The organism is Brumimicrobium oceani (genome assembly GCF_003143775.1).
Taxonomy (GTDB): domain Bacteria; phylum Bacteroidota; class Bacteroidia; order Flavobacteriales_D; family Crocinitomicaceae; genus Brumimicrobium; species Brumimicrobium oceani.
Genome location: NZ_QFRJ01000003.1, coordinates 225,508 through 250,465, shown reverse-complemented (window position 1 = coordinate 250,465; position 24,958 = coordinate 225,508). Strand labels below are relative to the sequence as shown.

Annotated in this window: 19 protein-coding genes; 6 read left to right on the top strand and 13 right to left on the bottom strand. The window is 35.3% G+C overall.

The features are described from left to right. Positions 1-18: 18 nt before the first annotated feature. Positions 19-339 carry a hypothetical protein gene (locus tag DIT68_RS06325; protein WP_109358976.1) on the bottom strand — a complete coding sequence of 107 codons (321 nt, stop codon included), beginning with the start codon at positions 337-339 and terminating at the stop codon, positions 19-21. Between the two features lie 55 nt (positions 340-394). Here DIT68_RS06325 and DIT68_RS06320 point away from each other — a divergent pair, with 55 nt between their 5' ends. Then, positions 395-2,374, top strand: coding sequence for a ComEC/Rec2 family competence protein (locus DIT68_RS06320; RefSeq protein ID WP_109358975.1), 1,980 nt, complete (start codon positions 395-397; stop codon positions 2,372-2,374). Between the two features lie 23 nt (positions 2,375-2,397). Here DIT68_RS06320 and DIT68_RS06315 read toward each other — a convergent pair whose 3' ends face one another. From DIT68_RS06315 to DIT68_RS06285, 7 genes are all read right to left on the bottom strand, one after another. Continuing rightward, positions 2,398-3,315 (bottom strand): hypothetical protein, encoded by a 918-nt coding sequence (locus DIT68_RS06315; protein ID WP_146194143.1) that lies wholly within the window; start codon positions 3,313-3,315, stop codon positions 2,398-2,400. Between the two features lie 105 nt (positions 3,316-3,420). Beyond that, the gene (gene dnaN / locus DIT68_RS06310) at positions 3,421-4,545 is read right to left on the bottom strand and encodes a DNA polymerase III subunit beta (protein WP_109358973.1); all 1,125 of its coding nucleotides are present in this window, start codon (positions 4,543-4,545) and stop codon (positions 3,421-3,423) included. 185 nt (positions 4,546-4,730) lie between these two features. Next, positions 4,731-5,750 (bottom strand): hypothetical protein, encoded by a 1,020-nt coding sequence (locus DIT68_RS06305; protein ID WP_146194142.1) that lies wholly within the window; start codon positions 5,748-5,750, stop codon positions 4,731-4,733. Positions 5,751-5,756: 6 nt separating this feature from the next. Beyond that, positions 5,757-7,532 (bottom strand): GldG family protein, encoded by a 1,776-nt coding sequence (locus DIT68_RS06300; RefSeq protein ID WP_109358971.1) that lies wholly within the window; start codon positions 7,530-7,532, stop codon positions 5,757-5,759. 2 nt (positions 7,533-7,534) lie between these two features. After that, on the bottom strand, positions 7,535-8,266 hold the full coding sequence (locus DIT68_RS06295; protein ID WP_109358970.1) for an ABC transporter permease subunit: 732 nt from the start codon (positions 8,264-8,266) through the stop codon (positions 7,535-7,537). 240 nt (positions 8,267-8,506) lie between these two features. Beyond that, positions 8,507-8,809 carry a putative quinol monooxygenase gene (locus DIT68_RS06290; protein ID WP_109358969.1) on the bottom strand — a complete coding sequence of 101 codons (303 nt, stop codon included), beginning with the start codon at positions 8,807-8,809 and terminating at the stop codon, positions 8,507-8,509. 9 nt (positions 8,810-8,818) lie between these two features. After that, the gene (locus DIT68_RS06285; RefSeq protein ID WP_109358968.1) at positions 8,819-9,679 is read right to left on the bottom strand and encodes an SAM hydrolase/SAM-dependent halogenase family protein; all 861 of its coding nucleotides are present in this window, start codon (positions 9,677-9,679) and stop codon (positions 8,819-8,821) included. Between the two features lie 489 nt (positions 9,680-10,168). Between DIT68_RS06285 and DIT68_RS06280 the strand changes: the two genes are divergently transcribed. The 5 genes from DIT68_RS06280 (at position 10,169) to hemF (ending at position 16,827) form a co-directional block, all read left to right on the top strand. Further along, positions 10,169-11,134, top strand: a complete 966-nt coding sequence (locus DIT68_RS06280; RefSeq protein WP_109358967.1) for a PhoH family protein — start codon at positions 10,169-10,171, stop codon at positions 11,132-11,134. Continuing rightward, the gene (locus tag DIT68_RS06275) at positions 11,112-12,068 is read left to right on the top strand and encodes a phosphoribosylaminoimidazolesuccinocarboxamide synthase (protein ID WP_109358966.1); all 957 of its coding nucleotides are present in this window, start codon (positions 11,112-11,114) and stop codon (positions 12,066-12,068) included. Before DIT68_RS06280 ends, DIT68_RS06275 begins: the two co-directional genes overlap by 23 nt. Before the next feature lie 403 nt (positions 12,069-12,471). Next, positions 12,472-14,004: a glutamine-hydrolyzing GMP synthase gene (gene guaA, locus DIT68_RS06270; RefSeq protein WP_109358965.1), complete on the top strand. Its 1,533-nt coding sequence runs from the start codon at positions 12,472-12,474 to the stop codon at positions 14,002-14,004. Further along, positions 14,004-15,938, top strand: coding sequence for an amino acid ABC transporter substrate-binding protein (locus DIT68_RS06265; RefSeq protein ID WP_158276128.1), 1,935 nt, complete (start codon positions 14,004-14,006; stop codon positions 15,936-15,938). The genes guaA and DIT68_RS06265 overlap by 1 nt, the downstream gene beginning before the upstream one ends. Beyond that, positions 15,910-16,827, top strand: coding sequence for an oxygen-dependent coproporphyrinogen oxidase (hemF, locus tag DIT68_RS06260; RefSeq protein ID WP_233244171.1), 918 nt, complete (start codon positions 15,910-15,912; stop codon positions 16,825-16,827). The genes DIT68_RS06265 and hemF overlap by 29 nt, the downstream gene beginning before the upstream one ends. A 547-nt stretch (positions 16,828-17,374) precedes the next feature. Here the strand turns inward: hemF and DIT68_RS06255 are convergent. From DIT68_RS06255 to DIT68_RS06235, 5 genes are all read right to left on the bottom strand, one after another. Next, positions 17,375-18,046, bottom strand: coding sequence for a hypothetical protein (locus DIT68_RS06255; RefSeq protein WP_146194141.1), 672 nt, complete (start codon positions 18,044-18,046; stop codon positions 17,375-17,377). 194 nt (positions 18,047-18,240) lie between these two features. Continuing rightward, positions 18,241-20,640, bottom strand: a complete 2,400-nt coding sequence (locus DIT68_RS06250) for a GumC family protein (RefSeq protein ID WP_109358961.1) — start codon at positions 20,638-20,640, stop codon at positions 18,241-18,243. A 5-nt stretch (positions 20,641-20,645) separates the two neighbouring features. After that, positions 20,646-21,353 carry a polysaccharide biosynthesis/export family protein gene (locus DIT68_RS06245; protein WP_158276127.1) on the bottom strand — a complete coding sequence of 236 codons (708 nt, stop codon included), beginning with the start codon at positions 21,351-21,353 and terminating at the stop codon, positions 20,646-20,648. Between the two features lie 315 nt (positions 21,354-21,668). Beyond that, on the bottom strand, positions 21,669-22,307 hold the full coding sequence (locus tag DIT68_RS06240; protein ID WP_109358959.1) for a LolA family protein: 639 nt from the start codon (positions 22,305-22,307) through the stop codon (positions 21,669-21,671). A gap of 78 nt (positions 22,308-22,385) precedes the next feature. Then, positions 22,386-24,947 (bottom strand): DNA translocase FtsK, encoded by a 2,562-nt coding sequence (locus DIT68_RS06235; protein WP_109358958.1) that lies wholly within the window; start codon positions 24,945-24,947, stop codon positions 22,386-22,388. Positions 24,948-24,958: the final 11 nt, after the last annotated feature.

The following is a 24,958-nucleotide window of genomic DNA, read 5'->3' as shown; positions in this document are numbered from 1 at the left end:
TTTGCGAAACTCCGCCCCTCAGCGAAACTCCGCGTAACTTTTCTTCTGTTCCTTTGCGAAACTCCGCCCCTCAGCGAAACTTTGCGTCACCTTTTCTTCTGTTCCTTTGCGAAACTCTACCCCTCTGCGAAACTCCGCGTAACTTTTCTTCTTTTCCTTTGCGAAACTCTGCCCCTCCGCGAATCTTTGCGTCACCTTTTCCTTTTCTCTGCGTAACTTTTCTTCTTTTCCTCCGCGAATCTCTCCCTCCTTGCGAACCTTTGCGTCACCTTTCTTCTTCTCCTCCACGAAACCCTTTCCCCACCCAACCCAAAAAAAATCTCCTCCACCCCCCTCCAATCTCCAATTATTTTCCTAAGTTTAACATCAGTTCACTACAAATTATTTAACCATTTTGATTAAAAGCTCAATCTTTGCAGCGCTTTCTGCGTTTTTGATCGGTATTTTTCTTGGCGATCTCCTCGATATTCATTGGGTGTTGATTTTTACCATTTGGGCAACATTATTATTCACATTAATTATTTTATTGACTTTTAGTCAGAAAGTTTACTTCTACAGAAAATGGATCAATTGGAACATTGTGCTTTTACTGTTTTCGTCCGGTATGCTGGGCTATCAGTTGAAGATGCCTGTGTCCTATGAACAGGATTTTAAAGGTCTTTATTTAGAGAATGATCAGTTGATAGGACAAATAATTGATTTTCAAGAGGGAAAAGGGGAGTATGATAAAGCCATTGTTTCCATTCAGCAAATTATTAAGCCACATGCAAAGGTATACGCACAAGGAGAGTTGCTTTGCTATATAAAAACCAGCTCACCTAAAGTTTCAGAAGGTAGTGTGGTTCTATTACAACCGGATTTGCAAGTCATCAAAAACAAGAACAATCCAGGCGAGTTTGATGCTGTAAAGTATTGGAAAGCAAAAGGAATAAGCACAATTAGCTTTTTAGACGATGAGAATATTACAGAGTTGGACTTCGTAAACAGTTTTTCTGGTTTTTGGTCACGTTCTCGTGCTTATTTGGTTAACATCATAAAGGAAAATATTTCAGAAGAGAATCAAGGTTTGGTGGTTGCTTTAACTTTGGGTGACAAGTCAAAGCTTTCTATCGAAAAAAGAAATCACTTTGCTAACGCTGGCGCAATGCATGTTTTAGCCGTTTCGGGGATGCATGTTGGTATTCTATTGGGCTTTCTTCAGTGGATATTCTTTTTTATCAAACCTCTAAGAAAAAGAAATCTCTATCTTTATTTTGCCCTAATTCTTATCTGGGCTTTTGCTTTTCTTACAGGAATGTCCGCCTCAGTGGCCCGGGCGGTTACTATGTTTTCTATTTTAGCCATCGGACAGTTAATGGGCAAGAAGTTCTTTAGTTTACAAGCCATTTTTGCTTCCGCCTTGCTTTTACTCATTTTTAATCCACTTTATTTGTTCGATATAGGTTTCCAATTGTCCTACTTGGCGGTTTTGGGCATTGCATTTTTTTACGGACCCATCGTTAAACTGCTATATTTCCGGTATAAGGTATTCAATTTTTTCTGGCAAGGTACGGTAATCGGAATTGCAGCTCAAATCGGCACAATTCCTTTGACCTTGTATTATTTTAACCAATTCCCAAACTATTTCTTTTTAACGAATATAGGTCTGCTGGTTCTCGCCTCAGTGGCTCTGATAAGCGTTGTTGTTTTTTTAATTTTTCATGCTGTTCCTTATCTCTCAGATATTCTAGCTGATCTTGTGAATTTTATTTACGACACCCTTACACTTTTCATAAAATGGATTAATTCCTTGCCTGGTGAAGTGAGTACTGGATTCACGCCGAATGTTTTTCAAGTAACAATGATGTATTTGTGCATAGCTTTAACTTTTTATTTTTGGCAAAGCAGAAAACTAAAAGCCTTTCGATTTGGAATAGTCTTACTTTTCATCTTAGGCTTAAGTTTAGTTATAAATCGTGAATATAATAAGTCAAAAGAAGAGCTCATTGTTTTGAATCACTACAAAAAAGCAGTGGTGTTTAAAGCCAATAGAAAACTGTTCTTTATTTACGATGATTCGAGCGCTAGTACTCAGAAGCAAATCGATTTTCTTTTGAAAGCTTATGAAAATACGGTGGGTTTAAAAGCAGAAGTCTTGCCCTTAGTAGATGGCGAGGAAATGCGCTTGCAAAAAGATGTATATTTTCGAAGTACGAAAAATGGCTGGTTGGTTAATTATCACAATCAACATTTTCTTTTAGCTGATCGGGTGGTTGAAAACGCTAAAAATCAAAAAATATCCATAGTTAAAGGAGCGTGGAATCCTTATTTAGAAAGTGACTTTATTGATGAAAATACAACTCAAAAAGCTTTGATTATAAAAAATACCGATTGATTTTCTTTTCTTAGGGACAAAGGCTACTGTGGGATATTGGTTTTTATGTCTTCAATTTCTAAATAGGGACTAAATTTAAAGACTGTAGATTTATTCATTCCTTCCATGGTTTCATCTATCCAGTCTACTTTTAGCTCGTAGTTCATAACAATATTATTTTCTTCAATAACCATGAGCTTACCAAACTTTTCAATCATAATTTCTTTGCCCAAGGTTTTAAAATGATCAGTGACCAAGAGTTTACTCAAATTTCTGAAGTCTACTGTGGCAGATTTTCTAGCCGCTTCCATAACTCGCATGGTGTGTTGCATAAATGCTTCTAATGCTGAAGTGCCTGTTAATTCAAATTGTCGGGTTTTAAAAAAACGAATAAAGTCCCACTCAGCTTCCGAAATGTATAGATTTCTGTTGGTAACAAAGTGATAGTCGAATTGATAGGCATAGAATAAATCTTTGAATTTTGGTGCTATTTTAAAATGATAGAATGGCGAAATTAAAACTAAGCTGTCTTTGTGGTCAAAAAGGAAAAAGGAACTATGTATTTGTATTGAATCGCCAGTGCCTGTTTGATAGATATGTTCTATTTCGTACTGAACTTGATCTAATTCTAGGAGAGCTTCTTCTCGATAAATGGGAATTAATTCCTCAATTCCAGAGCTTCTTAATCCCCGTAAGTCATTCTCCTCTATATAGTTTTGTTTGATGGCATAAATAGAGTCTAAACGAACAAATGTTTCTGGTTTGTACACCTTCATTTGTCCGAACGAAAGTGATTGATAATCCTCTAAAACATGATTGGCCTTAGCAGTTTCTTCAATGGTTTTATGCAGGGAAGCCTTTTGATCTTCGATTGTTTTTACAGGAGCATTTACTGCGCTTCCGCAACTAGAAAGAAAAACACTTCCTATAATGACATATAATACTTTAGAAAAATTATTCATACGATTGAGCATAATGAAAATTAGTGCAACCTAAAGATAGCAAATTTCATGCGAAAATCAAGAATAAAGTGAAGTATACGTCAGCCTTATGCCAAAAAAATAGATTTATGAATTCACCATAACTGGCATCACCAGCATTAAAATGTCTTCGTGCTCATTTTCTTGAACTGCAGGAACTATTAATCCAGCTCTATTGGGTTGACTCATCATCAATTTAATTTCATCTGATGATATATTACTCAACATTTCAATGATGAATCGAGAATTGAACCCAATTTCCATATCTGTTCCGTCATAACTACAAGTTAAACGCTCCTTTGCCTCATTAGAGAAATCAATGTCTTCAGCTGAAATCGCTAGTTCAGACCCTGAAATTTTTAATTGAACTTGATGTGTTGTTTTGTTGGCAAAAATAGATACACGTTTAATGGACCTTAGCAAAGATTCGCGATCTACCGTTAATACGTTTGGATTCTCTTGTGGAATTACCGCTTCGTAATTTGGATATTTCCCATCAATCAAACGACATGTTAATTCGATGTCTTTAAAATTAAATACAGCGTTTGAATCGTTAAATTCAATCTTGACTTCTGCATCCGCTTGTCCACCCAAATTGTTTTTCAGCATGTTTAATGCTTTCTTAGGAAGAATGAAAGATGAATTTCCAGATGAAGTGGAGTCTGAACGACGGTACCTCACCAATTTGTGAGCATCTGTTGCTACAAATGTCATGTCATCTGTTGTAAATTGGCAAAAAACACCACTCATTACCGGACGCAAATCATCAGTTCCTGTGGCAAATATAGTTTTGTTTATGGCGTCGGCTAAAACTTCACCTTTAATAAGAGTACTATTTGTGTTTTCTATTTCTCTCACTTTAGGGAAATCATCACCGTTATAACCTACCATTTTAGACTTTCCATTAGTATAAGTGATTTCGATACCATAACCTTCTGGGTTAATCGTGAAAGTCAAAGGTTGGTCTGGTAAATTCTTAAGAACATCCAACAATAATTTCGCAGGAATACAAATCTTTCCAGTTTCGTTGGCATCCACTTCAAAAGTGGTTTTCATTGTAGTCTCAATATCAGATGCTGAAACCCTTAAAGTCTTTTCATTGATTTCAAATAAGAAATTGTCCAAAATTGGCAAAGTATTACTTGTTGTCAATACACCACTGATTGTTTGAAGGTGTTTTAATAAGCTTGAGCTTGAAACTACAAAATTCATTTTTTCTTTCTTAAAATTTATAACGACAAATATAGTTTTTTACACTCAATTTTAAAGCATTAAAAACCTTTTTCTAATCTTTCAATCTTTCCTGCGAATTCTAACCAAACAAGGGCCTATTTTAAAAGGAAATACATTGTTCTCTTTTTAATTATGGCCTCATTGAGGAATTGTTCTAATTACTTTTACTCAATTGTTATAAACTCATTCACAAAAACAGTTTTTCCTTGGATCAATGGACCAACAGAATAGTACTGAACCCTAACCAAATCTCCATCAGATTTCACTCCCCATAAATAATCTTGATCGTAAGCCAAAGTGTCTTTTTTATCATATTCCGGGTCTAATCTTCTGTATAAATCTAAGTTGTATGAAGATTGTTTTGCAGTGATATTTAGTTCGTAGTCTGGAGTGCTTGCTTTTATACTGTCAATTTGAGCTGGCGAAAGCGTAAAATTGGGTTGGTTAAAGTTTACATTCTCAAAACCATTCAAATAGAAGGTTAAATTATCCTTGTTAATGTTCTGAACAGGTTTTCCGTTTGTGGTAACACTGATGTCATCTGGACTGTTAATTTCTATCAAATAGCTCTTGTCTGGAACTACACGATTGATGACTTCAACTTGTTTTAGGTCAGAACTTTTGTATGAAAATAGTCCAATACAAGCAAATCTTCTTGCGTCTGCAAAAAATCGTGGTTCCAAAATTCCATAGAAGCCTTTCATCCCCATAATAACAGGGTTATCACTTTTAATGTCTGGCGTTTCCAACAACATGTGTGTTCCCATGTGGTCTTGAGTAGAGTGTCCAACATACCAAGTTTTCGCCCATTTACCATTCTGGTAAATTTTTACTGTTTTATGGTTGGCCATAAGTCTTTTCTTCATGTTGGCCATTGCAGATTGCGGAACATAGCCCTTCAACGTAATTTTGTTCATCGTTTCCAACATCATCTGTATAATGTTCTGTTGAATACATTCACCGTTCTCCCCAACCCAAATTCCTTCATCATTTCTAGAAACTGAAAAGTTTTGATCAGTGTAGGAATCATAAATTTCAATTTTATTTACTGTGGAAGTGTCTTCAACAGCAAAGGCAATTAGACTAATGTCTGTGGCTTTAGAATTGGATTTTAAATTTAAAGCCATGTAGGATAGTCCGACAATAAGTGCGACTCCTAAAACAATAACAATTAACTTTTTCATAATAATTTATTTTTTCACGTATTTATATCTGCGTATTACAAATACAACTACAGCCATGACGATAATAAACAGTAAAGGGATTGCAATATTGATGAATTTATAAAACGCACCTTGCTTTTCAATTTTTAATTTGTCTGTTGGGTGAAGGTCAATCGTTCTGCTTCTGATGGATAATAAGGTGCTTTCGCCCAGCATGTAATCAACGCAATTTTCGAAAAATTCAAAATTTCCAAATGTTCTTCCTGCAAAAAGTTCATCGATTTCTCTACCTCGCGGCAACCTGGGAACATATCTGTACCTATTTTCCTCTGGAACAGCAACGGAGTCATAGTAAGTGTTTTTAAAGAAAGTACCGTTTCCAACTACCATGATTTTTCCTGGTGCAATAGATTTATCTAAAATTTTAGCATCAGGATTATCCGAGTAAGTTGAGATAATTCTGTTCTTAAACGCCGATTCAAATTCTCCTTCTACAATTCCTCCCAACATAGAACGATTGTTTTTATTGTTCGGGTCTTCTTGGAAAATAGGGTTTTCACCAAACTGAGTTTCCATGGCGATAGAAAGGAGGGGAGCGTTTCCAAAAGATTTAGAATTCGATGAGCTCGTTAAAATTACTGAAGGCTTCGTTTTATTTTTCGTCTCTACAAATTGCAAACTAGAAACATAGGGCAATTTCACCGGATTTACCATGCTAGAAATAGGGTGGTCTGTTCCTAATGCCCTCACATAAAAATACCAGTTTACAAATCCTTTGGGTATTCCAGGCATTGCAAAGGCATCATAGTTCGCATCAATCACTAAGTCTTCATTCACCTTTATTCCATAGTCGAAAAGTAAGTCTCCAATACCTGTTCTTTTTCTTACACTATGTGTTTTTCCTGTTCTGCGAATGGTATCATTATTAATTTCTAGTGGATTGTTAAAAACCATTATGTTTCCCCCTTGCATCAAATATTGATCAATGATAAACTTGTCTTTACCACTAAACTTTTCTTTGGGTTCGGCAATAATAATTCCATCATAAACATCTAGTGCGTTTAATTGGCCATCAATAATTACATCATCTATAAGGTAAGAATCTTCAATGTTTCTTCTTGCTCCTTGAGTATAAGGAATTCCTAGTTCTCCATGTCCATGAACGAAAGCTAACTTTTTCTTCTCTGTTCGTGTTGCTTTGGCCAAAACCCGCATGAATTTATATTCCAAGCTATTAATTCCTTTTTGAACAAGGTCGTTGAGTCTAGCATCCAAACGGTATTGTCCTCCTTCAAGGAATCGAATATGGTCAATTGTTGTTCCTCTATATTCTACAATAGCCCCAGGGAAAATTTCAATTATGTTTGATGCTCCTTGACTTCTGTAGGTAATGTCTATTGGGCGAATTCCTTGTCCTTTATTGAAAAGTTGTTCTTTCAACGCTTCCTGATCCTCGATTGAACCCTTATTAGGATTAATAAATTCATATTGAATTTTTGCACCAGCATAGTATTTAAATTCATCTAATTTATCACGAACCGCTGTTTGCAAACGTTTAATTTCTGCTGGAAATTCTCCTTCTAAATAAATTTTGAATAGAATTTTATCCGTAAGAATGGTGTCCGATTTCAAGAAGTTTATACTCGAATCTGTAAGAGAATAGCGCTGATCTCCTGTGAAATCTGCACGAAAATCAACAAAGGATACGATAATGTTGATAAGAATTAAAACCGCTAAAGCAATTGCAGTAATAATTCCATAATACGCTTTATTGGAAGCCCTCTTTAATTTTATTTTAGCCATAATTATTTACGTATTGCAGTTAAAATATTGTGTGAAGCGAATAAAAAGAAAATGATTACACTGAAGAAGTAGACCATATCGCTTAAAATAATCACTCCTTTTTTTATCGAATCATAATGATAGTCTAAACTGGCATAGCGGATTATGCTGTCGAATCCTGCAAATGTGGCATAAGAACCTAAGAGTGACAATCCACTAAAAGAGAACCAACACAAGAACATAGCGAAAATAAAAGCCACAATTTGATTACTGGTTATTGTACTTGCAAAAATTCCAATAGCTACAAATGAAGCGCCCAGCAATATGAGTCCTATAAAAGAGGTGATGGCCGCACCATGGTCCATTACACCAATAGGATCGCCTAAATAATGCATAGATACATAAAAAGTTAATGTAGGAATAAGCGAAATTACAACTAGGGTAACACCAGCTAAATATTTCGCCATTAAAATTGAAAAATCCGAAATGGGACGAGTGTAAAGTAGTTCAATTGTCCCAGTTTTTCTTTCATCAGCGAAAGAACGCATGGTAATGGCAGGAATTAAAATGAGCAAGATTAAAGGGGCTAAATTATAAAACGGAATTAAATCCGCTACGCCTCCATTTAGAAGATTAAAGTCGTCATTGATTATCCATAGAAATAACCAACAGGTTACGATGAAAATAAGAATAAACACATAACCAATAATAGAACTTAAAAAACTACGTATTTCCTTCAGATAAAGTGCTCCCATTTTTATGAAATTTGTGTCAAAAATAATGCTTCTCTTGCTTATTTTGATTTATAACTGCTAAAGATTGTCAAAATTGTAATGATAATAAACTTCTTTTGATTGTTCGGACAAAATTAACTTCTGACCTGAAATACATTAAAAAGTTTTGCTTTAATTCGAAGTGCTTTTGACTGGCCCTTGTTTCTTGAGTAGAAGAAAAAAAAGCAAGGCTAAAATTCATCTATTTCGGGCTAATATTATTTATTTGATTGCAAAGCCATCAAAATAAGTCTCCGTAGACCAAGCTTCTGCTTTTTTCTCAAACCAAAGTTTTACAGTTGGCCATATGGAAGCAAATAATTCAGAATTTCTATAATTTTCTAAATCATTTTCCGTTTTCCATTCACTGTAAGTAAAAACTATTCCTGGTGAATTTTTATCTCTCATTAATTTCATTCCTTTACAGCCTGGAAAAGCGTTTATTTTTTCCTTTACGGTATCAAAATGCGCAATGAAATCGTTGACGTGTTCTTCTTTTAATGTGAGCTTAACTAATCTTGTCATTTGTATATTTTAGAAAAGTGAATCGATTGTTGTGCGAGATCCACGTGGGGTAAATTCAATTCTGATGATGTCTCCAAGACGCAGTCCAAATAAGGAATTTGCGCCTCCACCATTTTCGGGTGTTCCTTTGTTAATTGCAATTTCTAAATAACCACTGTCATTGAAAATAGCCAGTTTTTCTCCCGCTGGAACTTCGTTGTAACCCAATGAAATGGTATCGATATAGTATTCTTTCTGTCGGAAATAAATAACAAAAGGAATATTTTTTCCAACGCGTAGGAAGTCCTTCTTTGTAATGTTGGTAATGATGTTTCCGTAATGATCAATATATGAAACAGCTCCTTTTAATGTGTCTCCATCAATAACCGGAGACAGCGGAATTGCTTTACGAATGTTTTCAATTGGACTACAAAAATTTTCAAATGGGATACCATCTACAATTTTACATGCAGCAGGAACAAGGATATTCTTTGTTGGGAAATTCATTAATTCTGGACGCGAAAGAACATCCTCCAATCTCCACATGCCTTCTGCTTTCTTATTCCCCATGAGCAGGCTGAAAAAACCATTGTCTGCACCCAAAAAATATTGTCCTTGATGTTTTACTATTGTTGGATAAATACTTTGTTCTGGTTGATTAAAATTAATCAATGGTTCGGCATCTACTCCTATAATATGTACAGTGTTTTCTGGGAAGTCTCGAATACAACTTTTAAGTAAATGAGCAGCTTGGGTAATCTTAAAAGGACTTATAAAATGAGAAATATCGATAATTTGAACATTTGGCGATAAGCTCAAAAGCCTTCCTTTCAGCGAAGCAACGTAGTAGTCACTTAATCCCATGTCTGTTGTAAGCGTGATTATGCTCATATTAACTTAAACGCAATTTATTGAAACAATTAAATTCAAAATTAGCTTTAATTTTTAGAATATTGTTGCGTTGTTCTGGGAATTTCGAGCAGTAAAGTAATTTGATCCTAAACCTCACGGAGGTGAGGCAATTTGGAATGTTTTTTTTTCCTCTCGTTTGCCCACTAACTCCCACAACTGTCATCCTGATCATTGTTGAAAATTATGATTTTAAGCTATGGAAGGATTTTGTCAAACTTAAAAGAAAACCATTTTCTATTGCAATTTATTAAACAACTGGTAAAGTTCCCGACAAGCATTTAAAATCAAATCTATACCATGCTGATATTTGGCTTTTAGTCAAGAGGGTAGTTGATGTTTTGAAGCCCTTTTTACGAACTTATTAAACCAACAATCTTGGAATTACTAACTTTTGTCTTTCTGTGTCTTTTTTTGTTTCAAAACATTAAAAATTCATTAATTTTGGATGCAGATTAAAACCGTAAAATATTGCTAGAACGAAAAATTGAAATTGAAGATATTAATCCTTTAGAATTGCTAGGAGTTAATAATTCAAAACTGAAGCTGATTAAAAAGTACTTTTCAGATTTAAAAATTGTGGCTCGAGGAAACACGCTTACAATAGAAGGCGACGAAGCTGTTGTAGAAAGTTTTGAAGCCAAAGTCAATCAACTGATACAACATATTGCCAAGTATGGTGGGCTAACAGAAAATAATATCGACAACGTTATGGTGGAAGATCCAGTTGAAATGTTGTCGGGTGATGGTTCAGAAATCATAATTCACGGTGTTGGTGGAAATAAAATAAAAGCAAGAACTTTCAATCAAAGAAAACTTGTGGAAGCCATTAACCAAAATGATATGGTTTTTGCCGTTGGACCAGCGGGAACAGGAAAAACATATACCGCCGTGGCATGCGCTGTGAGAGCCTTAAAAAACAAGCAAGTTAAACGTATTATTTTAACGCGCCCTGCTGTGGAAGCGGGTGAAAGTCTTGGTTTTTTACCTGGAGACATGAAGGATAAATTAGACCCTTACATGATGCCTTTGTACGATGCTTTGCGCGATATGATTCCTGCCGAAAAATTGATTGATTATTTGGAACTTGGTGTCATAGAAATTGCTCCATTGGCATTTATGCGTGGACGAACACTAGACAAGGCTTTTGTGATTTTAGATGAAGCACAAAATACAACGGTCAATCAAATGAAAATGTTCTTAACCCGAATGGGGATGACCGCTAGCTTCGTGATTACAGGAGATGCTTCGCAAATTGATTTGCCTTCAAAGCAAAAGTCGGGTTTAATATTTGCCTTAGATACTTTAAGCGAAATTGAAGGAATCGGCGTGGTTCGATTAAATAAAAATGATGTTATTCGTCACAGAATAGTAAAACAAATTATCGAAGCTTTCGATAAAGAAAAAAAGCAATATGAAGAGTCTAACAAAAACTGATTTCAATTTCCCTGAACAAAAGGAAGTCTATAAAGGGAAGGTAAGAGATGTCTACTTTATTGGTGATGACCACTTAGTGATGATTGCATCAGATAGAATTTCTGCTTTCGATCATATTTTACCTGCAGGAATTCCTTTCAAAGGTCAAGTTTTAAATCAAGTGGCAACTCATTTTTTGAAAGCTACTGAAGATATTTTACCCAACTGGTTAATTGATGTTCCAGATCCAAATGTGGCTGTGGGTTACCGTTGTGATCCAATTCGTATTGAAATGGTGATTCGTGGATATTTAACAGGACACGCTTGGAGAGAATACAGCGCTGGAAAAAGAGTTTTATGTGGCGTTGAAATGCCAGATGGAATGAATGAAAACGATAAATTTCCTTCTCCAATTATTACTCCATCTACAAAAGCAGTTGAGGGACATGATGAAGATATTTCACGTGAAGAATTGTTGAAGCAAGGTTATGCAACAGAAGAAATTTACAGTCAGCTAGAAAAGTATACTCATGCATTGTATCAAAGAGGAACAGAAATGGCCGCTGAAAGAGGCTTAATCTTGGTGGATACAAAGTATGAATTCGGTATGAAAGATGGAAAAGTAATGCTGATGGACGAAATTCATACACCAGATTCTTCACGTTATTTCTACGCAGAAGGTTACGCAGAAAGACAAGCGAATAAAGAACAACAACGTCAATTAAGTAAGGAATTTGTCCGTCAATGGTTAATTGAAAATGATTTCCAAGGTTTGGAAGGTCAGAAAATGCCAATTATTCCAGAAGATTTCATTTCTTTGGTTACAGAAAGATACATAGAGCTTTTTGAAAAAATTACAGGAAAAGGCTTCGTTCAAGCGGATACCTCAAATATAGAAGAACGTATAATGAAGAATACTGTGGAGTCCTTGAAAACCAATCAAATTATCCGATAGGTTGTGTTCGCAAGAAAACTAGGCTTTTTCAAGTTATTGATAAGAAAATTCTATAGAAAAGGCTTGAGAAGTTTTTAATTGTCAGGAGTCCCGACTGTAAACTTCTGGACTCCTGCAATTCAAAACACCTGTGCAACGTTGCGCTGAGATATGCATAGTCTGACGAAGTAAGCTTGTCCGATGCGAGCCAGCCGAGGTAAGCATAACATCGACCTGTCCGTCCTATTGACGAATATTTGGAGTTTTCTTTCAAAGACTAATTAATTGATAAGACATATTTATTGGTAGAGTATTGGATAGGCTTTTAAAGTCATAATCACTATTCATTCGACTTTTAGATTTTTAGTCGTTAAAAATTAAAAATTACTTAGGTGTCGAATGAAGGGTTTATTATCTTTGCGCCATGCAAGACACGATTTTAATTTTGGATTTTGGTTCTCAATATACGCAACTTATAGCGAGAAGAGTAAGAGAGCTGAATGTTTATAGTGAGATTCACCCTTGGGATAAATGCCCAGAAATCACAAGTAATATTAAAGGTGTAATTCTTTCAGGAAGTCCTTTTTCTGTAAGAGACGAGAAAGCGCCGAAAATCGATTTATCAAAAATTAAAGGTAAAGTTCCACTTTTAGGAGTTTGCTTTGGTGCACAATATATGGCGCACAATTTTGGTGGAGAAGTGGCTGCTTCTGATACGCGAGAGTATGGAAGAGCAAATATTGTTTCCCATGATCACGAAAGTAGTCTTTTAGCAGGAATTGCAGAACAGTCACAAGTTTGGATGTCGCATGCAGATTCTATTAAGACTTTACCATCAGATTTTGATGTAATTGCAAGTACAGCAGATGTAAAAAATGCTGCCTACGCGGTTCAAGGAGAAAAAACTTATGGAATTCAATTTCACCCAGAAGTTTATCATTCAACGGATGGTGGAACGATGATCTATAATTTTGTGGTTGGAATTGCAGAGTGTAAACAAGATTGGACGCCTGATGCTTTTGTGGAATCTACAGTTGATGCTTTAAAAGAACAACTTGGAGACGATAGAGTGATTTTAGGATTGTCTGGAGGAGTGGATTCCTCTGTAGCGGCAACTTTATTACATCATGCAATTGGTTCGAACTTACACTGTATTTTCGTGAATAACGGATTGTTACGTAAAAACGAATACACAGAAGTTTTAGAAAGCTACAAGGGAATGGGGCTTAACGTGAAAGGTGTTGATGCATCTGAAAAGTTTTATTCTGCCTTGAAAGGGTTAACAGATCCAGAAGAAAAAAGAAAAGCAATTGGTAAGGTGTTTGTAGATGTTTTTGATGAAGAATCAAAATTAGTAGAAAACGCAAAATGGCTAGGTCAAGGTACAATTTACCCCGATGTAATTGAATCTGTAAGTGTTACTGGAGGACCTTCACAAACCATAAAATCTCACCATAATGTTGGTGGATTACCAGATTATATGAAATTAAAAGTCGTTGAGCCTTTAAAATCTTTATTTAAAGATGAGGTAAGACGTGTAGGGAAGTCTTTAGGAATTTCTCCGGCTATTTTGGGAAGACACCCTTTCCCTGGTCCAGGTTTGGGGATTAGAATTTTAGGAGAAGTAACTCCAGAAACGGTTGCGATTCTTCAAGAGGTAGATGCTGTATTTATCGGAGAATTAAAAGCTGCTGGCTTGTACGATGAGGTTTGGCAAGCGGGTGCAATTTTCTTACCTGTGAACACTGTTGGTGTAATGGGCGATGAAAGAACTTACGAAAATGCAGTGGCATTGCGTGCCGTGACTTCAACAGATGGAATGACTGCAGATTGGTGTCATTTGCCTTATGAAGTTTTAGGTAAAATATCGAATAAAATAATTAATCAAGTGAAAGGAATTAATCGTGTAACTTACGATATTAGCTCCAAGCCACCTGCAACAATAGAATGGGAATAATGAGGATTTTAATAGCTTTAATTGTATTTTTTGGAGGTGCTTTTTCTGTTTTATCTCAAGAAATAAGACAAGAAACCAAAGACGGTAAATTGTATAGAGTTCATGCAGTAGAGGCAGGGAATACTTTGTATGGTTTACATGTAAAGTATGAAGTCACAATTGAATCTATCATTAAAGCTAATCCCACTGCAAAAGACGGATTAAAAGTAGGTCAAATTCTATATATTCCAACGAATGGGGATGTTGCTCAAAAGCCTGCCCAAGAGAAGTATGTGCTTCATTTCGTAAAAAGAAAAGAGACACTTTATGGAATTTCTCGTTCTTATAATGTTTCGGTGGCAGATATAATTCGGTTAAATCCAGGAGCAGATGAAGGTTTAGATATAAAGCAAGAGTTGAAAATCCCATTGCTGTCTAAAATAGATGGAAAACCTATTTTGATGGAGGAAGAAAAACCACTTGATAAAAACGAAAAGTCAGAAAAAGAAACAGAACAGAGATTTGAACCACATAATCCATTTAAAGATGACTCTGTAACTGTTATTGATTACAAGGTTGATTTTCAAGACAGCATTGTAAATTATGAAGTTCAAAAAGGAGAGACACTTTATTCAATTTCAAGACGATTTATGGTTCCTGTGGAAGAGTTAATAGAACAAAATAATCTACAGGGCAGCTCAATTAAACCGGGCCAAGTTTTAACCATTAAACTAAAGAAAGAGAGAATTAAAGAAGTTGAGGTGAGAGAGTTGGTGGAACAAGACACAATAAAAAAGACAACAGACTTTCTTGTGAAGAAAAAAGATGATTACAAGGTTTTAATTGTTTTGCCCATGAGATTAGAAGATAATCCGAAAGCTTTGTCAGGACTCTATTCTGAAAGTACTTCTTTAAATCAACTCACTAATTTATCTGTAGAATTTTTGATGGGCGCTCAGATGGCTCTAGATTCCCTCGAAAAGCTTGGTTTAAATGCTGAAGTAGAGTTTTTTGACACAGGTGGAGATTTAATTAAGTTAAAGGAAAAATTAGGTAGCAATAACAAGGGTAATTTAGACCTCGTGATTGGTCCCTTTTACCCACAATTATTAGAGCACGCAGCCAAGTGGGGTTTGAGCAATAAAGTTCCTATTGTCGCTGTCACCAAAATACCAACTAAGCTTTTGGAAAATAATCCTTACCTACTTTCTATGGTTCCCTCGGAATTGACAATGATTAGTGCGATGGCTAAATACCTGGCCAAAGAACACGGAGCGGATAATATAGTCATTATTGAAGGTGAAAATGAGGAAGTAAAAGAACGGGTTCAGTATTTTAAAGATATTTTTGAAAAAAGTCAGTCGTTTGCAACAAGAAAGTCGGCAAAAGTGACTGGAGTAGGAGATGCTTCTGGTAGAAGCTTAATGAATCAAATAGACACTGATGGAAGTAATTTTATTGTTTGTCTTTCAAGTGATGTGCAGCAAATAATGAAATTTGTAAACGCTTTAAATGCTGCTAAAAATTATAGTCCAACTTACGGTAAAGCTGCCATTAATATGGTGGGGCTACAAAGTTGGATGGATATACCAGCATTAAATAGTTACTATAAAAATCGTTTTGAATTTCATTTTGCGGCTTCCAATTATTTAGACTATGACAAGAAAGATGTCAAGAAATTTTTGGCGGATTATAGATTGAGATATGGTTCAGATGCATCCAAATATGCATTTCACGGATTTGATGTTGTGCTCTCTCAAGTGGCCTCTTTGCTTTTGGGATATGACAGAAGCATTGGTTTAATGGATCACTTTAGTGTCGAATCATTAGGGAAGAATCATGGAAGCGAAAACTCGAGTGTATTTATTTCAAAACAAAAAGATTTTGAAATTCAGTTTTTAGAAATAATTTCAAATAACAATCATTTTGACGTTAACCAAAGAAGAGGTAATTAACAGATTAAAATCTGTTCAAGATTACATTTGCAATCAATTAGAAACGCTAGACGGTAAAGCCAAATTTCATGAGGACAATTGGGTCCGTGAAGAGGGTGGAGGTGGAAGAACTCGAATTCTATCAGAAGGTGAAATAATTGAAAAGGGCGGCGTTAATTTCTCGGCGGTACACGGACCAGTCTCAGAAGTGATGAAAAAGCAATTGGGTCTTGATGGTAATTCGTTTTTGGCTACAGGTGTTTCCATAGTGATTCATCCCAGAAATCCTTTTCATCCAATTATGCACATGAATGTACGCTATTTTGAGATGGATACGGGTGTCTATTGGTTTGGTGGAGGGATTGACATGACACCGCATTATATCGATTTTGAAAAAGCTCAAAATTTCCATAAAGACCTGAAAAAAACCTGCGATAGGTATCATGTTGATTTTTATCCCAAATTTAAAACTTGGGCCGATGAGTACTTTTACATTCCGCACCGTGAGGAAACGAGAGGTGTTGGTGGTATTTTCTACGATAAGTTAACAGAGAAAGAGGGTGTCTCAAAAGAGCAACTACTCGACTTTGCTATTGACTTAGGAGAGCTTTTTCCAAAAGTTTATGCAGATCAGATAAATGCTGACCGAAATCCGCGCTTTACCGAAGTGAATGAGGATTGGAGAAACCTCAGGAGAGGAAGATATGTTGAGTTTAATTTAGTGCATGACAGAGGAACGAAATTTGGCCTAAAAACAGGAGGAAGGATAGAGTCTATCTTGATGAGTTTACCTAAAAACGCTTCTTGGTTTTATGATTTTAAAGCGGAAAGCGGTTCTAAAGAGGAAGAAACACTGAATTGGCTAAAGAAAGATGTTGATTGGCTAAATGGTTCTAAAAATAGTATATAACGCTTTTTAGAATTTCCTGAATGTTCTCGAGGGGCTTTTTCTAAGCTTCAATGGCCGGCTTTATGTATCTATTACAAAGAAAGCAGTAGTACTTCTATTGCTTTATTTGCAACGCTGTTCAATGTGTCTATGTATACTTTTCCTTAATGTTTTTTTATAGATTCTTACTGTTTCATCGAGCATACTTTTATGTTTTAGAACGAACTGAATTCCACTCCAATTGATTATATCCTAAAACTTGAAATTTAAATGGAGCTTATTCTTCCTTATAGAAATAGCGAGCTACTAGTTCCTTGTGCTCGTTTGGAGTGATAGAGGCCATGAAACGAAAATAAGACTGCTTATGTATTCTCTTCTTGCAGGGCTTTGCACATCTACTGTTATTATTAGCGAAGAGATCTAGAAATAAAGAAGAGAAAACTGCTTGACGTAAGCTTTTTTAATTGAGCACTAAATGCCACTCCTGAATTTTGATGGGGGTATAAAACAAAAAATCCACTCAATTACATTGAGTGGATTTTTGATATTGAGTTTTAACTAACTACTATTAAAATCTAATTGTCAATCCTGCGGATGCACTAATAAAACCAGTAACGTCTTTGGATTTTACTCCGTTGTGACTGTCATAAGTATTATTTTGCTTGAATTGTGTAAATTGACTAATGTCTAAATTAATAGACATTCTTGAGTTAATGTGATATTGGGGTGTAATACCTACAATAATGTGTCCCATATTGTCTGCGTTAAATAATTTCCCTTTGTATTCACCACCGTTAGCTTCTACTTGATCCCTCAGAGATGGATTCAAAAGCGCTGTTAGACCAGCACCTGCGTGAACGTTCAATTCGAATTTTCTGTAATAATTTGGAGAAATAAGTTCTAATAATCGAACCATTGCTTCTAACGATGCAGCGGCTTGACCTGATCTATCCAGTTTACCGTTGTAAGCAGCGTTAAATTGATTGTAATCTAATCTACCCTTAATTGCAATTTTCTTATTAAAGAAGTACCCTAATCCACCATTAGCTGACCAAGCAAGTTCAGAATCGGCAATAGGAGAAGTTTGTCCCAAAAGACGAATTCCAGCGTTACCATCAATGAACCATCCTGTCTTGTGCCAGTTGATTCTTAGACTACCCATTGAACGACCAGATCTCATTTGAGAAAATGCCGAGGTACTTAAAAGAGTAATCAATAATATCAGTGAGATTTTTTTCATGGCTATGTGAATTTTAATTTATTGTTATGTTAGTTTTTTACAAATGTATGAATTATAACTAGTTAATCAAATTAATTTAAAATATTACTTTTCTTATTTAATGTTAAATCTGATTTAAACTATTTTTAGCAAAGTTAAAGATAATAATGGCTTAAAACCAAAAAATATGTGTTAAATAAAGTCGTTGTTTTCCATTACTTTTTCTTAAAAAATGAAAACCTACTTTTTTTGCCGCTTGCTGCTTCATAGGTGTCTCCATATCCGTAGCCATAGTTTCCATAACCATAGCCAACTTTCTTCCTTTCGCTTCCGTTGAGGATAAAGGCGATGTTTTTTACTTTGCTATCACTATGGAGTTTAATCGGGATATTAAGTGATTTTTTATGTGCAAAGTTTGCCTTCACGACATACAGAAGTAGATCCGAATGTTCAAGTATGGAAACAGTATCCACAACTAATGCCATTGGTGATGTGTCCACTATAACATAATCATATTGTTTTTTTAGCTTTTCAAACAACTCATTCATTCTTGGTCTTGTTAGCAACTCACTTGGATTAGGAGGAATGTCGCCAGAAAATATATAGTCGAAATTAATATCGTCATTTGCTGGGTATATTATCGAATCCAGAGTTATATCTTCACTCGCCAAGTAATTGGAGGCTCCTAATAGACTTTCTTCGTGGTTCAGGTATTGAGAAAGTTTTGGTGCTCTAAGATCCAGTCCTACAAGTACTACTTTCTTGTCTGTGAGCGCTAATGAATTGGCTATATTTATGGAGGTATAAGTTTTTCCTTCACTTGGAAGTGTGGAACTTAAAAAGATGACTTGACCTTCTTCCTTCTTTTCCAGTAAAAACTTCATATTCGTTCTTAGCATTCGGTAGGCTTCAGAGATTACCGTTCGCTCTCCCTTTTTAGTAACTAAAACCTCCTTTGTTTTATCCATAGGAATGTCAGCTACCACTGAAATGTCCGTAGCCTCTAATTCGTCCACTGATCTTACTTTATTGTCCAGTAAATCACGTAAATAAATGAATGCAATTGGAATAGCTATACCCAAAATGAAAGCCGCCAGGAAGATGATATTTTTCTTTGGTCCAACTGGAGTGCTCAACGGGTATGCTCCATCTATGATTTTTACGTTTCCAATCGTTGAAGCCATAGCAATTTCGTTCTCCTCTCTTTTCTGTAAAAGATAAAGATAAAGAGTTTCTTTGATTTGTTGTTGACGTTGGATCTCTCTATAACGTCTTTCAAATTCTGGAATGTCAGCGATTCTCTTTTTGTATTTTGAAGACTCTTTTTGAAGTTCTTTTAATTTCATCTCCATGCTCTCTTGGGCATTGAGAAGACTTCTTTTGACACTCTTTTTTAGTCCGTTTATTTGGTTTTCTAGTTGAACTGCTAATGGATTCATTTCGCTAGAGCCTTCAATAAGTTTGTTGCGCTCCATAACTAACTTATTGTATTCGGAAGTTATAGCATTAATGGTTTGATCTTCGAATCCTAAATTTACAGGTAATAAGGTAGTAACATCATCATATTTGTTTAGGTATTCCACCATATACTCAGCTAAACTGAGCTGAATATTCGTTTCTATGATAACGCTTTCAATTGATCCTTCTTGCTCAAGAAACATCTCAGCATTTTTTTCTACATCAACTAACCTTCTGTCTGTTTTAAATTTCTCATTAATTCCTTCAACTTCAGATAATTCATCCTGAATAACATTCATTCGCTCAGCAATAAATGCACTCGTGTTTTTTGTGATTTCATTTTTATCTGAAATTGCATTTTCCTCGTGCTCAATAATTAGCTGATTAATGAAATCATTGTTGGCTTGCTTAATCAATCCAGTTGCTGATAATACCAAGACTGAAGCATCTTTATTGACTGTACTAACTTCGAAATTTCCTTTCCATTTATTTGTAGCACTAGAAAGTGAAGAAACACTAAATGTAAAATTATTACCAATATGGCTTTTGTTGAAGCTTTCTGTTTTAGAAACACTTACTTTACCACCCATAGTTTCAAACTCTTGGTTGTATTTGAATTCGCCTAATTTATCGTTGAATTCATTTTGGTTTTCACTATACTTTTGATGAACTACAAATTTATCGTCAGTAACTTTCGTTAATGCTAGTGCAAATGATTTAGAATAATAATCCTCCGAACTGTCTTTGAACTTGAATATTAATGGTGAATTATCTCCGTAATAATAGGTGTCCGCGTTTAAAGTATTGTTTTGTTGAGTTAATTGCGTGTTTAATTGTAGCTTCTTAATCACTTTCATGATGAGGTCTCTAGATTTAAAAACCTCAATTTCGTTATGTAAATTAGAGTTTCCTTTAGAAAGACCTAAGTCTGAGAAAATGTCTAATTCCGCGCCTAAACTTCCCTTTTTATCATCTTTGACTAAAACTGTTGAAGTACTTTTATAAATGGACGATTGTCCTTTTAAATAGAGGTACGCTACACCGCAAAATACAAATGTAAAAAGTAAAATCCACTTCCAGTGCTGTAAGTACTTCCAGATAATTTCCTGAATATTTATGTTTTCCTCAGGTTGTTGATCAAATATTTGCTGTTGCATATCTGCTAATTAGTGATTAAAGTGATAGTAGTAATAACTAATGAAGTCAAGGATATAATTATTCCTCCTGAAGATCTCCAAAATGTTCCTTGTGATCTTTTTGCGTTATTTGGTTCTACATAAACAACATCATTTTGTTCCAAATAAAATACAGGTGAAGTGAGCACTTGGTCCGTAGTTAAGTCCACCCTGTACTGTTTTTTTTCACCGTTTTCATCCCTAATCACGAGTACGTTATTTCTAACTCCAGTAATGTCCAAGTCACCTGATAAGCCAATGGCTTCCAAAATACTTATTCTCTCATTTGGAATGGTATAGGTTCCTGGTTTTTTAACATCACCCAAAACAGTAACCTTGTAGTTTTGGATTTGTATGTTCACTACTGGGCTTTGTAAAAAAGCACTCATTTTTTCCTCTAATAAATCAGTAGCTTCAGTTCTGTTCAGTCCACCTAATTTTATTTTACCTAAAATAGGTAGGTTAACAAATCCATTGGGATCTACTAAGTATCCTGTTCTTGCAGGCGCACCAGAGGAATATCCTGCTTGAGCAGGCTGAGTGTTACCCGACACTGGGAAGTTGAATGGGACAACGCTGTTTGGATCATTGGCAGTAACAACAATAGCCAAGAAGTCATCTGGCTTAAAAGTGGGTGTATATTGTGAATTTTCTACCGCTGTACTATCTGTTTGATCTGTTTGAAAATACACCATTTTTTTGTGTGTACCGCAGGAACTAAACAACAGAACATTGATTAGGATAATTATAAGTGATATGGATTTGTACATAAAATTTATTTCAGGGGACAAATATAAACAATTTTACTTTGTCAAGATTTTTTATTGTTTTGCTATTGATTTAAAGGGGTGAAAATGTTTGTAAATGGTTAAATTGTGTACGTTGATCGAAATAGTTTAATTGCTAAATTGCTAAATTGCTGATTTGTGCACAAATATATTATTTTCTGAACCAATTAAAGCAATAAAAAAAGCAAATTTCTTCACTGAAAGAAATTTGCTTTTAAATTTTTAATCTCTGATGAGCTGATAACCTGGGAAGTTCTTTGGATTGTAAACGAATTTACTGTCTGTAACAGCACTGTTCTTTTCAAACTTATCTATGGTGTAGGTCATTGTACTTCCATCTTTAGTTTTCATAATTGCTTTTTGTAATTCGTTATTACTTGCTTCGATGTATAAAGTTATAGTATGATAGTTTACTTTACTTGGATCTAGAGGGAATAGACTTATTTGGTGAGTCTTTTTTCCATTCATTTGAATTTCTTGGTCGTATTTATTTTTGAATCCTTCTTCCCAAATTGTCATTAATTTTTTTGGATTCATTGATTCATCACTTTCAAGGTCAACATCACTTTGGTAAGTAACCTTTTCTTCCTTTACAATTGTCCAATTCTTTACACCATTTGAAACAAGTGTATTTTGTCCAAGTGAAGCATAGTATTTATCGCCTTTCACGTAACCTAATCCTTTTTGATTGGAATTTTCACCGGTTGCGGGATTCTTAACGTTCATCGTGAACTCAATATAAAATGAATTCATTTTTTTAATCTCGGAAGACATGTTGTCTAGAATTTGATCTGATTTTTGATCTGACTGCGCAAATAATGAAGTTGAGATAAATAGAACCGCTATAATTAAGTATTTCATATTTTATAAATTTAAAATCGATTTTGCATAAACTGTGCCAAAAATAACTATATTTTTTTACTTGTATGTTTACCTTTGTTAACGTAAACCTCGTGAATTGAGGTGTTCGTTCAGTGCTTCGTCTGTAGGTATGAGAACATCTCTTGCTTTACTTCCCTGGAACGGGCCGATAATTCCGTGAGCCTCAAGTTGGTCTACAATTCTTCCTGCTCTGTTGTAGCCAAGTTTAAGTTTTCGTTGAAGTAGACTGGCAGAACCTTGTTGATGGGTTACAATAATTTCTGCAGCTTCAATAAATTTAGAATCCAACTCATCGTCGACGTCTAAGCTTGCTCCCTCAGCGCCTTCACCTATATATTCAGGGAGCATCATCGCGTCAGGATAACCTCTTTGATTTCCAATAAAGTCACAAATATCCTCAACTTCTGGGGTGTCAACAAATCCACATTGTAGACGAATGACTTCGTTTCCTGTAGAAATAAGCATATCTCCTTTTCCAATTAATTGATCTGCTCCTGATGTGTCAAGTATAGTTCTAGAATCTATTTTTGATAACACTCTAAATGCTATTCTGGCAGGGAAGTTGGCTTTTATCATTCCCGTAATTACGTTAACTGATGGACGCTGTGTAGCCACAATTAAGTGGATACCAATAGCACGGGCAAGTTGAGCTAATCGTGCAATTGGATGTTCAACTTCCTTTCCTGCAGTCATAATTAAATCGGCGAACTCATCTATCAATACTACAATGTAGGGCATGTAGCGGTGACCGTTTTCAGGATTTAATTTTCTGGCAATAAATTTATTGTTGTACTCTATGATGTTCCTTGTTTGAGCAGATTTTAATAAATCATAACGTTCATCCATTTCTATACACAATGAATTGAGGGTGTTCACTACTTTGGAAGTATCTGTAATAATTGCTTCTTCCTCATCTGGGAGTTTCGCCAGAAAGTGACGCTCAATCTTATTGAAAAGCGTGAGCTCCACTTTCTTTGGGTCAATTAAAACGAATTTAACTTGGGATGGATGTTTCTTATATAATAAGGACACAAGTATTGCATTCAGTCCAACAGATTTACCCTGACCAGTGGCTCCTGCGACTAATAGGTGAGGCATTTTTGCCAAGTCGAAAGTAAATGTCTCATTGGTGATGGTTTTCCCCAATACAATAGGTAGTTCGGCCTTAGAACTTTGAAATTTTTCAGACGCAATTAAAGAGCGCATACTTACAATTTCTGGGTTGCTATTCGGAACCTCAATACCAATCGTTCCTTTTCCAGGAATAGGAGCAATAATTCTAATTCCTAATGCAGCTAAGCTCAAAGCGATATCATCTTCTAGATTTTTAATCTTAGAAATTCTTACTCCCGGAGCAGGTACAATTTCGTAAAGGGTTACCGTTGGACCAATTGTAGCCTTTATTTTTGAAATGTCAATTTTGTAATTTGCGAGCGTATTTACAATGTTGTCCTTGTTGGCTTCCAGCTCTTCTTTTGTTACTCCCCCCTGGTTACTTTCAAATTTTCGAAGTAAATCAATGGTAGGAAGTGAATAGCTTGACAAGTCCAGTTTTGGGTCATAAGGGCCAAAATCTTCCGCTTTTTTATTTAAATCTTTATCCGATAGTTCTTTTTCGCTTTTGGCTACCTCAATTGAAAATTCATTGTCGTCGGGATCTTTTTCTGAAATTTCGCTTTTTAGAGTTATAATCTCGCTTTCAGGCTCTTCTTTTCTTTCTACCACTTCGAAGCTATCATCACTTTTAACTTCTTTTTCTGGCGTTTCAATAGTTTCAGTATCATCTTCTTCTACTTCAGTGTTTTCTGTACTCTGCTTATCTAAGTTGTCGTCTTTGAAAGTAACTTCATATTCTTCTTCTTCAAAATCGTCTTCCAACGCTTTACTTTCATCGTCTTCCTTTTCTGATGGTATAACCTCTTCTTGTGAAAAGCTGTTATTGTCTGCCAAAGTTGAATCGGAGTTTTCTTTTTTTGGAAAATATTTTTGAAATATTGCTTTAAAGTCAGGATTAAATAAAGAAACTATAGCCACAAACAGTAGCACTAGAATCAGTAGAATAGCACCAAAAACACCTAAGACAGAAGTTAACCATTCCTTAGTGGCGTATCCAAAAGAACCTCCTAAATAATTTACCCTAGTGGTCATAAGCCCTAAGAATGCAGAGAACCAAATTATTCCAATGAAGGTTACTAGAAATGTTTTACGCAGCGGAAGAATTCTGATATTCAGCAGAAGTCTCACACCAGATATCATAAGTAAAAAACTGAAAGCAAAGGAGGCAATTCCGAACCATTTAAACATGAATAAATGAGCGGTCCAAGCCCCGAATTTACCCAGCCAATTTGTAACTTCAATGTCTGGACTACCAAAAATAAATTCAAAAAAAGTTGTTGAAATAATTAAATCTTGGTCTTCTTTCCAGCTGAAAAGATAGGATGTAAATGCGATGAATAAATAGATGGAAAGCAGTAAAAGTATAGCACCACTAATTGATTTTGCCTTTCTTCTGTCTACTTTTGCATAAAGTGAAGATAAAGATTTGCCTTTTTTCGATTTAGACGAAGGCTCATTCTTCTTCTTTTTATCTTTTTGTTTTAATACATTTCCCTTTGCCATTCGATTGCTGC

Coding starts and splice junctions, on each gene's coding strand:
- dnaN (WP_109358973.1), bottom strand. CDS start 4,545: ATGAATTTTGTAGTTTCAAGCTCAAGCTTATTAAAACACCTTCAAACA.
- DIT68_RS06305 (WP_146194142.1), bottom strand. CDS start 5,750: ATGAAAAAGTTAATTGTTATTGTTTTAGGAGTCGCACTTATTGTCGGA.
- DIT68_RS06265 (WP_158276128.1), top strand. CDS start 14,004: ATGAGGATTTTAATAGCTTTAATTGTATTTTTTGGAGGTGCTTTTTCT.
- DIT68_RS06235 (WP_109358958.1), bottom strand. CDS start 24,947: ATGGCAAAGGGAAATGTATTAAAACAAAAAGATAAAAAGAAGAAGAAT.
- DIT68_RS06290 (WP_109358969.1), bottom strand. CDS start 8,809: ATGACAAGATTAGTTAAGCTCACATTAAAAGAAGAACACGTCAACGAT.
- guaA (WP_109358965.1), top strand. CDS start 12,472: ATGCAAGACACGATTTTAATTTTGGATTTTGGTTCTCAATATACGCAA.
- DIT68_RS06315 (WP_146194143.1), bottom strand. CDS start 3,315: ATGAATAATTTTTCTAAAGTATTATATGTCATTATAGGAAGTGTTTTT.
- DIT68_RS06300 (WP_109358971.1), bottom strand. CDS start 7,532: ATGGCTAAAATAAAATTAAAGAGGGCTTCCAATAAAGCGTATTATGGA.
- DIT68_RS06275 (WP_109358966.1), top strand. CDS start 11,112: ATGAAGAGTCTAACAAAAACTGATTTCAATTTCCCTGAACAAAAGGAA.
- DIT68_RS06250 (WP_109358961.1), bottom strand. CDS start 20,640: ATGCAACAGCAAATATTTGATCAACAACCTGAGGAAAACATAAATATT.
- DIT68_RS06255 (WP_146194141.1), bottom strand. CDS start 18,046: ATGAAAAAAATCTCACTGATATTATTGATTACTCTTTTAAGTACCTCG.
- DIT68_RS06295 (WP_109358970.1), bottom strand. CDS start 8,266: ATGGGAGCACTTTATCTGAAGGAAATACGTAGTTTTTTAAGTTCTATT.
- DIT68_RS06285 (WP_109358968.1), bottom strand. CDS start 9,679: ATGAGCATAATCACGCTTACAACAGACATGGGATTAAGTGACTACTAC.
- DIT68_RS06245 (WP_158276127.1), bottom strand. CDS start 21,353: ATGGTGTATTTTCAAACAGATCAAACAGATAGTACAGCGGTAGAAAAT.
- DIT68_RS06240 (WP_109358959.1), bottom strand. CDS start 22,307: ATGAAATACTTAATTATAGCGGTTCTATTTATCTCAACTTCATTATTT.